The sequence below is a fragment of the Helicobacter magdeburgensis genome, assembly GCF_000765825.2.
GTDB lineage: Bacteria > Campylobacterota > Campylobacteria > Campylobacterales > Helicobacteraceae > Helicobacter_C > Helicobacter_C magdeburgensis.
Genome location: NZ_JRPE02000023.1, coordinates 1 through 12551 on the forward strand (window position 1 = coordinate 1; position 12551 = coordinate 12551).

The window sequence follows — 12551 nt, forward strand, 5'->3', positions numbered from 1 at the left end:
AGGAACATTTTATCAAACTTTTATAATAATGTCAAGTTAAAAACTATAAATAATTAATATATATTTATAGTTTTTTGTAGATTATTTGAATCTGTTTTTTGCCCTGCATACGCATAAAATCATACTTTGCAAGAAAATTTCCTATATCATTATAGGCATTATGCCAATCACTTTCAGTGTAATACTCTTGCAGAGCTTTGGTATCTAAATCAAAGGCTATGGTTTTAAGTTTTTTATTGTCTATTTTGCCAAATTTCATTGTCTTTATCTTTTTGAAAGAGTGCAATCAAATCGCCCACATAGTTTGGATTATTGCTATCGCCTAGCCAATCCCAACTTTTAACATTCTTAGCAAACCAATCGCAATGTTTTAGACAATTAAATACTAAAATCCCTAAATGTGCTTGTGCGTTTTTCTCGCCTCTAAACTCATAATGATTCTTAGATACTTTTGTAAGCCCTGCTCTTTTAGTAGCTAACTCTTCTATCTTTGCATACATTTCATCTAAATCATAGATGTCCTCTCTTAGAATCTTTTCTTCATCTAATTCAAATCGTGTGCCAAACATAGTCAATCCTTTAAAAAAATTACAGAATGTCTGTTTTTGCCTTTCTTTTTCTTGCATTAGTCGCAATATTGTTTTCAACACAAAAATCAGCAAATTTAGCTAGACTTACACTTACTCCATAGACTTCTTTGATTATTTTAACAATCTTTTGGTTTGAAGCTCCATTTTGAATTGCCTGTTTAATTTCTAATTTAATATTAGAAAGAAATATTAACTCTTCGTTTCTCTTGGGCTTTTCATTTTTCTTAATTTTTTCACGAAACTCGCCTTTTTTTGCTTTAATTTCTTCAAGTGTTGGGTAAGTTTTCATCTTACTCTCCTTTTTAAATAGAATTACAAAGCTAATTATACATATTTTTTAAAAATTTTCAAAGTAGAAAAGTGCAAATTTGCACTTTTTAAGCTTATTTTTATTTAATAAATTCTCTCTTTTTCTAAAATTACTGCGTTTTTAAATCTTCAAAAAAAGGAAAAACAATGACAATAACAAAAACAATGTTAAAGACAATTTTTTTGTTAGGACTTTTTGTAAGTGTTGGCTTCTCAGCTAATGAATTTGGCGAAGCTCAAAATATTATCTCTCAAGCTGATACCGCAGGTAAGGGCGTATTGGGAACAGGTCTTAAATGGTTTCTTGCTCTAATTTTGCCATTAGGTTGTATGGGTGGAGCAACAATTCTAGCTTATACACAACAAAAGAAGAAAGCAGAACAGCAAGACCAAAATCCAAACAAAATTTATTTTGTGATGGGTATTGCCGCCATAGTTGGTTTCTTTGTTTATCTAATTGTTGCAACAATCATTTCGTATGCACTGACTAGAGATACAGGTTACATTTTTAATGTCATCTCTACATTCTATAAACAAGCGTTGATGTAGGAATCTAAAGTAGCAAAACAGAAATGAAAAAAATTGTAAGCATTTGCATAGGAACAATAATTTTCTGTTCAACAGCAGAATCTGCTTGTTATAAAGTGCAATGTGCTTCTAATACCGCCGATAATCCTGCAAAATCGGCAAAGGAAAAGCTAGAAAAAGCTTATGAAAAAGTAAATAAAGAATTGAAAAATGTTAAAAGTGAGTATGATGAATTGCTAAAAAATCTAAAAAAAAGCAACGAAAATTTAGATGTAGCAATTCAGGCAAGTAAAAATAAACTTTTGAAAGAAAAAGAAATATTATTTTTATTAGAACAGCACAATCAATTACAAGGTGTTGAAAATAATATAGGAGCAAGTGAGTAAAAATGAAAGCTTTTGTAAGAGCAAGTAAATTTCCATATTTCTTTTGGAGTTTCAATAAGGCATACGAATGCGAAATTGATTTTGAAAGAAAACAATATTACAATTTGGAAAAAAATACTTCATACGACTTAAAACCTTTTAATTTTTATTCATTTTTGCTTCTTAAATATTTTCCAACAATTATTTTGATATATCTCACTTTTAATATTTATGATTTTAACTTTAACAAAAGAGTAGTCACAGCTTATATGTTTGCTGTTTTGCTTGTAATTTGCGTGAATGCTTTTGAAAATGCAACAAGAACAATAACAACTATTGGTATTTTGATAATATCAGGCATTGTTGGTTTCTTTATGATGGAAGAATTATTTCTAATTGCTTATGTCCTTAAATATTTTATATTTATATCCATAATTTTATTATTTTCATTAGATGTGAGAATGAAACCTTATAGTCTTGTAAATGAAAATAATAAAGTTTTGTCTCATATTTTATTGCCTAAGCATATGATTAAACAAAAGGAAAATTTAGAATGACAAAAAAAATACTGATTTGTATAGGATTAATAACTATAAATCTTAGTGCAAACCCACTTGAGCCAAAAAACTTTGTTGCTCCAACAGAACAAGAGCTAATACAAAATCAAGCTCAAGGTGGGAAACAAGAAGATATAAGCGATTTGAAACAAAATAATTTTTATCTGAATTTACAAGCAGAAGATATTGAAAAAGTAAGAAATAAAGATGAAAAAATTAAAGAAGCATTTGATGGGTTTTCTCAAAAAGAAATTAATTATAAACCCGTGATTAGACCCATAGTCAGTATGGATTCAATATCCTTGCACCCTTATTTTACTTTTTCATTATTATTACCTGCTGGAAGTATTATTAGTCATATTGACTCTTCTCAAGCAATGGCGGTTCTTAAATTTGAAAACAATGCTGTAATGATTCGTCCAAATTCAAATTTTAAAGTGGCAAATATTACTATTCTTTATAAACTCAAAGATAAAAATCATATTTTAAATATACTTGCTACACTTTACAAAAAGAATGAAGAGCTAGACAAGCTAAATCTTGTTTATTCTTATGAAGATACGCCTAAGCTTGATGATTTGGAAGTGATAGAAGCTTATGCTAGAGAAAACAATGGTTTGCCAAAACAAAAATATAGCTATATACAAATCAATGATGTAAGCTATCGTATTGTTGAAGACGATGAATACGGAAATGTTTTTATTAAAAACAAAAAATATCGTGTAGATAATAATACTATTTATAAATAGGAGTAGATATGAGTGAAATTGCAAAAGTTGATTTTAATATAAGTGCTGATTATGTCATTAATCTTGGAGTTAAACTTGAAAGACAAGAGCAGGATATAGAAAATCTTATTAATATCAATAAGATATTGATAGAACACATAGAAGAATTAGACAAAAGAAGTAGAAAATTTAGTGATAAATTTAAATTTGGAATCTTTAAATTTAAAACACTCAAAGAAAAAATAGATTCTAAAAAACTACATTTAGAAAATAAAAAAACAAAATTTAATCTCAACGATGACTAAGGAGTTTAAAATGGGAGCAATTAAAAACATATTAGCAGATTTAGAAAATGCAATAAGGACAAGAAATTTTAAGGATATGAATCCTCATACAAAAAAAATTTCTTTGCTTACTTTAGTAATTTTCATTTTATTTATAATAATGCTATTTGTAATGGGTGGAGACAATACAGAAACTCAAAATCAAATTACAGCAGGATATGAACAAAGTCAAAATGAAAACGAACAAAATAAAGATGAGAATACTTACACAGCCCCACAAATTGATGAAGAAGCTTTAAAAAAAGCAAGAGAAGAAAGTCAGGCTCAGGCAGATAAACTAAAAGCAAATAATCCTTTTGTGGCAGAAAATAAAAATGCTGATAAAGCTGACCCATCATCTATTCCCGATTTAAGTAGTCAGAATCTTACACAACAAGAGCAGGAAGAGGCGATTAAAGAAATTGCAAAAAAACAAAAACCTGATGATATGATAGCTTTTTTAAAAGAAGCTCAAAATAAATTCAATTTTCTAAAAACTCAAAAGCGTTTTAAATACGATATGAAAAATTATCAAGTAGGAGATATATTCTTATGGTGGGAAATTGAGGAAATTACCCATGTATATATCCGTTTTAGAGATGATGATTATTCGTATAATCTTAGATTCTTGGAAGATTTTGAGTAGGAGAAAATAATGAAGCAAAACCTAGATATTCAAGAAGTTATTCTTGATTTAAAAGCAATATCAAACTATTTACAAGCAAAATTAAACAAAATCAATGCGGTAATTCAATCATTAGATTCTCTTATAGAAGACAATGAAGATTTTATATCGCATTTAATTTCAAATGATTCCACTAAAAAAAGGACAATATAATGAAAAAAATTTGGATAAATCTTATCGCTCTATTGTGCGTTAGCAATGTTGTTTTTTCTGCTGATAATATAGAAATATACGAACCAAACTCTAAAAATTTTAGAGATGGATTTGAAGCGGGAATTAAAGCTATAGGATTTCAAGCAAAAACCGATGGATTCCAACAAAAACTTATCATCATCAATAAGCCTTTTTTGCTTGTTTATGATATTGGAAATACTCCATTACACGAGGGATTGTTTATACAAACAATCACAGCAAGAGAGGGATTTGAAACACATTTTACAAAAGATTTTGTAAGTTTGGGAGAATTTGATAGAGAAATTGACGCTAAAGACGCAAAAGATTTGCTAATACGCAAATATAGATTCAAAGCCAATAATATACGCATACTTAAAAATCAAAGCAATATTGTTACATATCCATTTTTGTTTGAAAATTTTTATAAAAAATTACTCAATGAAGCTGAGAGCTTGGGCTATATCATTAAAAATGAAGTCATATATGGCTCAAAAACAAGTAGAAACACCAATGTTCAAAAAACTGCAAATAAACCAAAGCTAAAAGGAAAAATGATTGTATTCAACAATCCTCGTGCAATGGGTTATGTGCTATCAGGAGATGAAAAATCAAGCACAAGCTTTATTGAAAGAAGACTTCAAAAAGCCAAAAATTATGAGTTTGAAAAAGAAATTCAAACAAAAGAGGGCGAAAGATTTGTAAAAGTCAAGGGAGAAAACCTATATTTTTCAGTTTCAGATGTGAGTATTCAATAGGAATAGGAGAATAAAATGAAATTTTTAAAGTTAAGTCTCATCTTTGTTTGTTTGGCTTTTTTTGTAGCGTGTAGCTCTAAAGTCCAAACAAATAAGATTCCAAATGAAAAAAAATATAACTTGCCAAAAATATCTTCAGGAGAATTGAAAGAACAGGCATTAAATTCTAGAGAATTGCAATCTTATTCCATAGCACTAGAGGAATTTTTTAAAGCAAAAAAACAAGATGAAGAAAAAGAAGAGCCTTTAGACATTTACCAAGTTGGTATAGAAAAAGGATATTTCCAATGAAACGATATTTATTATTTGTAAGTGTATTTTGTTCTTTTGCTTTAGCTAATATTCCACAAAATCCTGTGGAAAATCAAAATACCCAAAATGAAGAACAAAATAATTCAAAAACAATAAAAGATAATGAAGCAAAAAATATCATTAAATCTGCAAGTGAGGGTAGAGAAGTAATTATAGAAAAAGAAGCAGAAGATGAAGTGGTAGAGCAAAAGAATGAAAGAATTTTTTATGAAGAGGCAATTTTAAATTGGCACTATGCCTTACAAAAAGAAAATCCAAGAAAAGATGAAGTATTAGGCAAAACCACTGAAAATGTATTAGTGAAAAATGTAAAAGCAGAAGATATGAAAAATGATGAAGCAAATTCAAAAAATGAAAAACTTGCTGTTGTAAAAGGCTTTTGCTTTATCACTGATGATATTAATGTTGGAAGACAGCCTGCCTCTTTGAGAGCCGAATGTCAAACAAATTATGGAGCGGTAACAATTTTTGGAAATTTAGTAAATCTCAATGAAAAAGCAAGTCTTGTTTTAGACGCAAAATATATTGAAAAAGATGGTTGGAGATTTGAAGTTAAAGAGAGCATTGTTACAAATGAAGATAAAACAAGCTATAACATTGCCACTTATGTCAATGACAGAAAAGTATCTCAAGTAGCACTAGAAAGTTTAAGCACTACTAGCACTGAATTTAAAACTTATACAAATCAATATTTGAGAGCATTAGAGCAATCAAAACGACAACAACAACTTGTTGTTACAAATGTTGGGAATGGAACTATGGGGTATCCTGTCCCACAAACTCTTACCAATGTTCAACCGCCTGACCCATTGCAATATTTAGCACTTGCAGGGACAAGTATCGTCTCAACAGCTATTAAAAGCACGGCTGATGTAATGAAAAAAGACTTACCATATCTATATCAAATTGTAGGTAAAACTAAAATTTGGATTGATATAAAAGTAAGCGAACAAGGAGAATATGTAAAATGAAGCAACAATCAAGGAGTAAAACAATGAAAAAAATTCTATATAGTATTTGTATTTTTGGATTTTGCATTAATGCTTTTAGTGCAGAAACAAGCACTGAGGACTTTTTTTATCAAAGAGGTTATGAAAATGGATTTGCAAGTGGCTTTGAAGAGGGTGTTAAAAAAGCTATGGAAGAATCAAAGAGAATGCTTGAGATTTACGGCAATGAGCTAAAAGCCTATGAAATAGGCAAGTATCTTATCAAAACACAAAATCTTACTTATCCACAGGTGTGGCAAGAAGTAGATGAAAGCGGTGCAATAAAATTAAGAATTATTCCATCTCGCATTCAAAAAGAATTAAATGTTGATGAATTATTTGCAAAATTCACAACAATTCCTACAATACAGCCTTTTGTCCAAGAAAAAGGAAAACTAACTCTAAATGAAAAGAATAGTGTTTTTCTTAGCAATAGAGATTCTAATATAAATTCTATGGCTCAAAATGTCAATACTCCAAAAAATAAACAAACACTAAATGTCAAAAAGACATCTAAAAATCTTGATGTCTTGAAAAGAGCTAATGTTGTATTTAGTGATGAGGGAGATAACTATAATGTTCTATTCTTTACTAAGCAAGAAAAGCAAGATTTTTGTAAGCAATATGAGATTTGTGAGTAGAAACTGCTATGAAAAAAGACAATGATATACAACAACAAATAAATTCTATTGAAAAAGATATAAAAAGTCTTAAAAAACACATCAATAATGCTCTTGATGTGTTAGAACAAAAGCTCATATATCTTAGAGAACTCACTTGGAATAGAGATTCTAAAAAAGAGAGTAGCAAGATGTATAAAGTGCTAGAGAATGATAAGCCTAGCACTATTGTAAGAAGCAATGTGGGAGATGTGGTTGTAGATAGAGAGTTTATGGAAAAAGAAATCCAAAAACACCTTGATAATCCTGCACTAAGGGGAATGGTAACCACAGAAGAAATGCTCTCTTATCCTAAGATAGCTAAGAATGTGGAAGCGGAATATAATGCAGAAATCAATGACCACACCTGGAAAGTAAAAGCAAACGATGAAAGTGTTTTGGCTTATGGAAGTAGAGAATATGTCAAAGATGATAAAGAAATCAATAGGCTTTTAACCGCCCATAGCAAAACAGAAAGAGGGGAAAGAACGCAGAGGCAAGCAGACAGGGTCAGCTCTGCTACCTATTTTAACGACCCCGATTTTCGTGGCTCTGCTTCCGCTATTATACCACAATCTCCCAACAATGATGAAGAAACATATATGATTCCTAATCAAAATACTTCCAATACACATTTTATTACACAAGATTCTGTTTCTAATCTTTCATTAGAAGAACAAATATCTCTAGCAAAAGAAAATCAAAAAACACTCAATGCTATGCCAAAAGCAAGTGATATAGACAAAGATAACACACAAGAAAGCACACAAACACAAGATACTACACAAAGAGTGGAAACTCAATCTCAAAACTCAATAAGGAGAATGAAATGAAACAAAAAACACTTCTAGCAACTTTTGTTGTTGCATTAATAGGATTAAACAATGCTAATGCTTTTAGTTTATTTGGAATGGAGATAAAATCTCAAGCCGAACTTCACAAAGAACAACAAGAAAAAATTCAACAAAAGATAATGGAAATAGAAGCACAAAAAATGCAAGAACGGGCAAATAGAGAAGCTATGAAAATTCAGCAACAACAGCAGAATCAACAAGCCCAAACTCCACAAAATAATCAAGCAACAAGCCAACAAGCAAATGACACTCGTGGATTAATAGGGGATATTGTGGGTGGAGCAATAGGAGGAGGTAATTTGGGAGATATTGCAGGAGATATTGTAAATGGAGCTTTAAATGGCAATTTAAATGGTGCTTTAGGAGGAATTTTAGATTCTGCTCTAGGAAAACTAGACTCTCAATTTTCAAATATTTTTAGCAATTCCTTAAATTTCATCAACGCTTGTTATGAAACTGATTTAAAACTTGATATAGACTTAGGTATAGATACAACTGATGTGTGTGCTATGGCTTCAAAACTTGATGAAATTAAAGTAAATGTATGTTCTCTTGTTGGAGGAAGTGGCACTATGAATAAAGGTCTAAGTGGATTCCAAAGTCTGTGTGAAGCTAAACAAAAAGAATTTAAAGACTATGTTAGCAGACAAGCAAATAACTTTACTGAATGGGCTACACTTCAGAATGGAGAAAAAACTACTGATTATAATGCAAAATTTGCAAGTGGATTATCTGTGGCAGATTTTGATTCTAAATGGGATATTAACAATCTTTTGAAAAATGATAGCACAATAAGCAAAATGCTTAAAGATGGAAAAATGAAAGAGATAGAAATGTTTATGGATTACACGAAAAGCTATGGAGCTAAAACAGATATAAAATCAATCAATATGGAAGATATTAAAGCACCAAGCAGTATGAATGATTATCGTAAAGGCATAGACGATGGCATTAAAAACAATAGAACTATTATCAAAAATGCCAACCCAAGTCAAAGTGCTTCTTTGGCTCGTGCAAAATTGAGTAAAAACAATAAGGAAGATATGAAAAAATTATCAAATCAGCTCAAAAGCGATTACAACAATGCAAAAATTGCAGAAATAGGCAACGCATTGGCTACAAGTGATTATAAAAAAATAGCAATTCCTACGCAAGACTATGTCAAGCTCTTAAGAAAAGACTTACAACCTGGAGCTATCGCACAAATAAGAAGACAACAAGCACAGGAAGTATCGTTAATTTCACAAATTGAAGAAAAGTGGGAGAGAAAATACAACCTCGCAAAATTGCTTATTGACAAAGAGGTAATTTTATCTCAAACCTTTGATGAGAAAAAAGCAAGAGAAGAAGTTAATCGCATTGTAAATAGCAATTAAAAGGGTAAAAAATGAATGAAATTGAAAACAAAGAAATAGCTACTATCTCTCCGCAAGAAGAGGCTATACAAAATGAAGCAATAACTAACAAAAATAATGTTGAAGAAAAATCTAAAGACAAAAATAAAAAGCAAAATGAAAAATCTAAAAAGAATGCAATAGCAAAAGACCCATATAAAGAATCGCTCAATTTTCACTGCGAACAATTTTTTGGAAAAAATTGGAAATATATCGCTTCATTCTTAGGTATTGCTATACTGATTTTTGCGTATGAGCTAAATCATATCAGCACAAAAATGAATGATTTAGAGCAAGTAGTCTTAGAAAACAACTCAAAGGTTGTTTTAACAACAAGCGATGGAAGAGCAATTAAAGTAACAAAAGAGCCATTAAAAGCCGAATATTTAAAACAATTTGCCATAAGCACTTATGTCAATAATCTTATTGTGTCTCGTTCACAATTAACGAATAATTTTCAAGCCTCACAATTTAAAGATTATGGAGAAGTAATGGATAATGTTCCACAAATTAGAAATATTCTTACAAATTTTATGGATTATAAAGAAGATGAAGAGAAAGGCATTCAAGTCAATCAAGTAGCAGTTGGGGACTTAAGAGCTTATGTTCAATGGTTAATCTCTGCTACCGCACAAGACAAACTGCCTGAATATATTGCCATTAAAGATTATAGTGTAGAAAAATACGAATACACAGGCAATAAATTTAGCACTGAAATTATCATTAAAGTTGTAGCACAAAGCTATATTCTTAGTGAAAATAATTACAAACAACAAAATGGTAATTTCAAAATTATCAGTGAGGGAAGTTTTGACTTAAACAAGTCAAGTGATATTAATCCTTATGGATTAAGAATTGAACGCATTAAAATAGAGCCTGTTGTTAAATCAAAAACTAGCTAAGGAAATAAGATGAATAAAGAACAACAAGGAATCTATGATGTAACATTTGGCGACAAAGAAATGACGCCAATATTTAAAGATATTGAAGCTATTGAAGACGCAGTCATTGAATATATCACAATGTATGTTAAGGGATTTCACGATAAACGAAGAGACAAAGGACTCGGAGCGGAACATATTAAATTACATTTGGATAAAGGCTCTCAAGGCGAAATTACTTTAGAAGAGCTTGTAAATCTTGGGTATTCAATAAGAGAATATCTAAAAAAATTTGAAAATCCATTTTTGGAAGAAAATGGTGCGAAAATTTATGAATGGGAAAACGAAGAACATACGAGATTTAGAGTAATCACTGATATTCAAAGGGGAGGGCGACAACTGCCACTTTCCCCCTCTGAACACCAAATTATAACATTCTATTCTGATAGAAATCTTAACGAAAGAATGGAATTTAAAAATCCACTTGTAAAAGAATATTATGACAATTTGCAAGATGAGAATGAAAATAATCAATCTCACATTGCAAAAATAAAGAAAAGAAAATGATTAAAATCAAACAAGGAGTTTAAAATGGAACAAGAATATAAAGACAAAATAGAAAAACTTAATAACGACTTAACAAAACTCACACTTGATTTACAAAAGGAAGTCAAAGAGCTTAAGGAAGACACACTTGTTAATGCACAACATATTAAGGTTCTAAAAACAAAAAATACAAATAATCTTAATACTATGAATGAAAATCTCAAGCAACATATTGATAATACCGCAAATATGAGCTATGCTCTAGCAGAAATTAGTGAAGAGCAAGAAAGTAGCAATTATGAAAAATTCTTGCAAACACTATTAGAATCTGATTTTAAAGCCCTGCAACAAGAAATGATTGAAGAAACAAAAAGAGAACTTTTAACCAAAAAAGTTTCAAAAAATCAGCAAGGTGGATTTAAAATCGGAATGATTTTTAATCTCTTTGGACTTTTAAGCTTTTTATTAATCCTATGGATTTGTGCGAAATATAAGCTTTTGTTTTTTGCATAAGGAAAAAAAATGAAAAATTTTAAGACCATTAATTATGGAGCATATAATATACTCGTTGCCATAGTAAATGATGAAATTTACTTCAAAACAGAAGACATTAAGAAAACACTAAATCTTGATACATACAAAGAGCAGATGTCAAATAAAACAAAATTCTGTGGTATTGATTTTGCATTAGACTTAGCAAAATCTAGCTCCGTATATTATAAAGATGGCTTTGCACTTTGGCTGGAGTATGAATATAAATCTATGAAACACGATATTTTATAACTGAAAAAGGAGTTGTTATTAATGTATATTACTAGAAACATACAAGGATTAGGTATGAGCCATACGAGCTTTTTGGAATTGATACGCAAGGATTGGCTATCACTGAAGCACAAGAAGCACATAAAAATCTTGTAAAGAAAATATTAAAAACAAAGAGTGTATAAGAAAACACAGATAAGGATTTTATATACTATTATAACATAATATATAAAATTATATGTTTTTATATACTTGTATATATTATACTATAATAGTATATACTTTACTATATTTATCTATATTATGTTATGTATATCAAAAAAATGATACAATAACACAAATCCCTCACACCAAAAGGAGCTTCAAATGACAGCTATATCTACACAACAAACACAAAAACGCTCATTATTAGGCACTAGAATTGTATTAGATGAGGAAAAGATTCTAAGAGAAAACAAATACGACTTAAATAAAATGTATGAAACTATTGATAAACTAGCTGAAGAATCTGGACTCATAAAAATAGATAAACACACCTATCATTGCAAAGGTAATGATAAAGACTTGGCGTGTTTAGGCATATTTGTATATAACAATCTTATTGATTACAAATGGTTTACCTTAAATGTCAAAGAATGGGATTGGATAAGTGAAAAAGAGGGGAACGAGACTCTTATTGGCGATGATATGGGCGTTTGGCAATGAAGAATCGTAAAGCCCTTTTCATTAGGGACATTAAGTGCTTGAAATCCTGAAAGATATTGCATATATTATTACAATAACATTTTTTGTGTTATTGTAATATGTCGTCTGTATGAGATATGGTATGTTTCAGTATGTGTAAATTTTACATACTGAAAATTATAATGCACCATATCTCATAAGACTACCGCTCACACACTATGACTACAACCCCACTTACAAAAAATTATGCCTTTGTAGGTATGGCATATTTTTTTGTATCACACTCACACCCCCTTTGAAAGTATATACAAGTATAAACACTGCTAGTGTATATACTTGTAAGCTACTTTTAAGCTTTGTTAGCAAAGGGGGTGCTAGAGTGTGATGGGGTTGTAGTCATAGTAACACCAACCCACACCCGCTAACCTACCACCCCTATACACAATACCATTCTCT

The 12551-nt window shown here is 30.1% G+C and carries 21 protein-coding genes; 18 read left to right on the forward strand and 3 right to left on the reverse strand.

The window, feature by feature from the left end; translation table 11 throughout:
- Positions 1-64: 64 nt before the first annotated feature.
- The 3 genes from LS74_RS10100 to LS74_RS10110 are packed head-to-tail and all read right to left on the reverse strand — an operon-like array spanning position 65 to position 879.
- A complete protein-coding gene (locus LS74_RS10100) occupies positions 65-259 on the reverse strand; it encodes a hypothetical protein (protein WP_236096923.1) in 195 nt (64 codons plus the stop codon).
- Positions 234-569 carry a hypothetical protein gene (locus LS74_RS10105; protein ID WP_002957397.1) on the reverse strand — a complete coding sequence of 112 codons (336 nt, stop codon included), beginning with the start codon at positions 567-569 and terminating at the stop codon, positions 234-236. Before LS74_RS10105 ends, LS74_RS10100 begins: the two co-directional genes overlap by 26 nt.
- Before the next feature lie 19 nt (positions 570-588).
- The gene (locus LS74_RS10110) at positions 589-879 is read right to left on the reverse strand and encodes a hypothetical protein (protein ID WP_034588158.1); all 291 of its coding nucleotides are present in this window, start codon (positions 877-879) and stop codon (positions 589-591) included.
- Between the two features lie 167 nt (positions 880-1046).
- Between LS74_RS10110 and LS74_RS10115 the strand changes: the two genes are divergently transcribed.
- The 18 genes from LS74_RS10115 to LS74_RS10200 all read left to right on the forward strand — a co-directional run bounded on the left by LS74_RS10115 (position 1047) and on the right by LS74_RS10200 (position 12116).
- Positions 1047-1448, forward strand: a complete 402-nt coding sequence (locus LS74_RS10115; protein WP_034588161.1) for a hypothetical protein — start codon at positions 1047-1049, stop codon at positions 1446-1448.
- Between the two features lie 23 nt (positions 1449-1471).
- Positions 1472-1813 (forward strand): hypothetical protein, encoded by a 342-nt coding sequence (locus LS74_RS10120; RefSeq protein WP_034588163.1) that lies wholly within the window; start codon positions 1472-1474, stop codon positions 1811-1813.
- Positions 1814-1815: 2 nt separating this feature from the next.
- Complete coding sequence (locus LS74_RS10125) at positions 1816-2349, forward strand: hypothetical protein (protein ID WP_034588165.1); 534 nt, start codon at positions 1816-1818, stop codon at positions 2347-2349.
- Complete coding sequence (locus tag LS74_RS10130) at positions 2346-3098, forward strand: hypothetical protein (RefSeq protein ID WP_034588167.1); 753 nt, start codon at positions 2346-2348, stop codon at positions 3096-3098. The genes LS74_RS10125 and LS74_RS10130 overlap by 4 nt, the downstream gene beginning before the upstream one ends.
- Before the next feature lie 8 nt (positions 3099-3106).
- Entirely contained in the window at positions 3107-3382 is a 276-nt protein-coding gene (locus LS74_RS10135) for a hypothetical protein (RefSeq protein WP_034588170.1), read from the forward strand.
- Between the two features lie 10 nt (positions 3383-3392).
- Entirely contained in the window at positions 3393-4046 is a 654-nt protein-coding gene (locus LS74_RS10140) for a hypothetical protein (RefSeq protein WP_034588173.1), read from the forward strand.
- Positions 4047-4055: 9 nt separating this feature from the next.
- Entirely contained in the window at positions 4056-4238 is a 183-nt protein-coding gene (locus LS74_RS10145) for a hypothetical protein (protein ID WP_034588176.1), read from the forward strand.
- Positions 4238-5014, forward strand: a complete 777-nt coding sequence (locus tag LS74_RS10150) for a hypothetical protein (protein WP_034588178.1) — start codon at positions 4238-4240, stop codon at positions 5012-5014. Before LS74_RS10145 ends, LS74_RS10150 begins: the two co-directional genes overlap by 1 nt.
- A gap of 15 nt (positions 5015-5029) precedes the next feature.
- The gene (locus LS74_RS10155; protein WP_034588179.1) at positions 5030-5305 is read left to right on the forward strand and encodes a hypothetical protein; all 276 of its coding nucleotides are present in this window, start codon (positions 5030-5032) and stop codon (positions 5303-5305) included.
- Positions 5302-6297: a hypothetical protein gene (locus LS74_RS10160; protein WP_034588181.1), complete on the forward strand. Its 996-nt coding sequence runs from the start codon at positions 5302-5304 to the stop codon at positions 6295-6297. Before LS74_RS10155 ends, LS74_RS10160 begins: the two co-directional genes overlap by 4 nt.
- Positions 6298-6320: 23 nt before the next feature.
- On the forward strand, positions 6321-6956 hold the full coding sequence (locus tag LS74_RS10165) for a hypothetical protein (protein ID WP_138129115.1): 636 nt from the start codon (positions 6321-6323) through the stop codon (positions 6954-6956).
- Positions 6957-6964: 8 nt separating this feature from the next.
- Positions 6965-7807, forward strand: coding sequence for a helicase (locus LS74_RS10170; RefSeq protein ID WP_236096924.1), 843 nt, complete (start codon positions 6965-6967; stop codon positions 7805-7807).
- A complete protein-coding gene (locus LS74_RS10175) occupies positions 7804-9204 on the forward strand; it encodes a hypothetical protein (protein WP_034588887.1) in 1401 nt (466 codons plus the stop codon). Before LS74_RS10170 ends, LS74_RS10175 begins: the two co-directional genes overlap by 4 nt.
- 11 nt (positions 9205-9215) lie before the next feature.
- Positions 9216-10124, forward strand: a complete 909-nt coding sequence (locus LS74_RS10180) for a hypothetical protein (protein ID WP_034588884.1) — start codon at positions 9216-9218, stop codon at positions 10122-10124.
- A 9-nt stretch (positions 10125-10133) separates the two neighbouring features.
- The gene (locus LS74_RS10185; protein ID WP_034588881.1) at positions 10134-10670 is read left to right on the forward strand and encodes a hypothetical protein; all 537 of its coding nucleotides are present in this window, start codon (positions 10134-10136) and stop codon (positions 10668-10670) included.
- A 24-nt stretch (positions 10671-10694) separates the two neighbouring features.
- Positions 10695-11162, forward strand: coding sequence for a hypothetical protein (locus LS74_RS10190; RefSeq protein ID WP_034588879.1), 468 nt, complete (start codon positions 10695-10697; stop codon positions 11160-11162).
- Positions 11163-11171: 9 nt separating this feature from the next.
- Positions 11172-11432 carry a hypothetical protein gene (locus LS74_RS10195; RefSeq protein ID WP_034588877.1) on the forward strand — a complete coding sequence of 87 codons (261 nt, stop codon included), beginning with the start codon at positions 11172-11174 and terminating at the stop codon, positions 11430-11432.
- Between the two features lie 345 nt (positions 11433-11777).
- Complete coding sequence (locus tag LS74_RS10200; protein WP_034588875.1) at positions 11778-12116, forward strand: hypothetical protein; 339 nt, start codon at positions 11778-11780, stop codon at positions 12114-12116.
- Positions 12117-12551 lie beyond the last annotated feature (435 nt).

Excerpts from the sequence above, each read along its gene's own strand:
- LS74_RS10100 (WP_236096923.1), bottom strand. The coding sequence starts at position 259 with ATGAAATTTGGCAAAATAGACAATAAAAAACTTAAAACCATAGCCTTT.
- LS74_RS10105 (WP_002957397.1), bottom strand. The coding sequence starts at position 569 with ATGTTTGGCACACGATTTGAATTAGATGAAGAAAAGATTCTAAGAGAG.
- LS74_RS10110 (WP_034588158.1), bottom strand. The coding sequence starts at position 879 with ATGAAAACTTACCCAACACTTGAAGAAATTAAAGCAAAAAAAGGCGAG.
- LS74_RS10115 (WP_034588161.1), top strand. The coding sequence starts at position 1,047 with ATGACAATAACAAAAACAATGTTAAAGACAATTTTTTTGTTAGGACTT.
- LS74_RS10120 (WP_034588163.1), top strand. The coding sequence starts at position 1,472 with ATGAAAAAAATTGTAAGCATTTGCATAGGAACAATAATTTTCTGTTCA.
- LS74_RS10125 (WP_034588165.1), top strand. The coding sequence starts at position 1,816 with ATGAAAGCTTTTGTAAGAGCAAGTAAATTTCCATATTTCTTTTGGAGT.
- LS74_RS10130 (WP_034588167.1), top strand. The coding sequence starts at position 2,346 with ATGACAAAAAAAATACTGATTTGTATAGGATTAATAACTATAAATCTT.
- LS74_RS10135 (WP_034588170.1), top strand. The coding sequence starts at position 3,107 with ATGAGTGAAATTGCAAAAGTTGATTTTAATATAAGTGCTGATTATGTC.
- LS74_RS10140 (WP_034588173.1), top strand. The coding sequence starts at position 3,393 with ATGGGAGCAATTAAAAACATATTAGCAGATTTAGAAAATGCAATAAGG.
- LS74_RS10145 (WP_034588176.1), top strand. The coding sequence starts at position 4,056 with ATGAAGCAAAACCTAGATATTCAAGAAGTTATTCTTGATTTAAAAGCA.
- LS74_RS10150 (WP_034588178.1), top strand. The coding sequence starts at position 4,238 with ATGAAAAAAATTTGGATAAATCTTATCGCTCTATTGTGCGTTAGCAAT.
- LS74_RS10155 (WP_034588179.1), top strand. The coding sequence starts at position 5,030 with ATGAAATTTTTAAAGTTAAGTCTCATCTTTGTTTGTTTGGCTTTTTTT.
- LS74_RS10160 (WP_034588181.1), top strand. The coding sequence starts at position 5,302 with ATGAAACGATATTTATTATTTGTAAGTGTATTTTGTTCTTTTGCTTTA.
- LS74_RS10165 (WP_138129115.1), top strand. The coding sequence starts at position 6,321 with ATGAAAAAAATTCTATATAGTATTTGTATTTTTGGATTTTGCATTAAT.
- LS74_RS10170 (WP_236096924.1), top strand. The coding sequence starts at position 6,965 with ATGAAAAAAGACAATGATATACAACAACAAATAAATTCTATTGAAAAA.
- LS74_RS10175 (WP_034588887.1), top strand. The coding sequence starts at position 7,804 with ATGAAACAAAAAACACTTCTAGCAACTTTTGTTGTTGCATTAATAGGA.
- LS74_RS10180 (WP_034588884.1), top strand. The coding sequence starts at position 9,216 with ATGAATGAAATTGAAAACAAAGAAATAGCTACTATCTCTCCGCAAGAA.
- LS74_RS10185 (WP_034588881.1), top strand. The coding sequence starts at position 10,134 with ATGAATAAAGAACAACAAGGAATCTATGATGTAACATTTGGCGACAAA.
- LS74_RS10190 (WP_034588879.1), top strand. The coding sequence starts at position 10,695 with ATGGAACAAGAATATAAAGACAAAATAGAAAAACTTAATAACGACTTA.
- LS74_RS10195 (WP_034588877.1), top strand. The coding sequence starts at position 11,172 with ATGAAAAATTTTAAGACCATTAATTATGGAGCATATAATATACTCGTT.
- LS74_RS10200 (WP_034588875.1), top strand. The coding sequence starts at position 11,778 with ATGACAGCTATATCTACACAACAAACACAAAAACGCTCATTATTAGGC.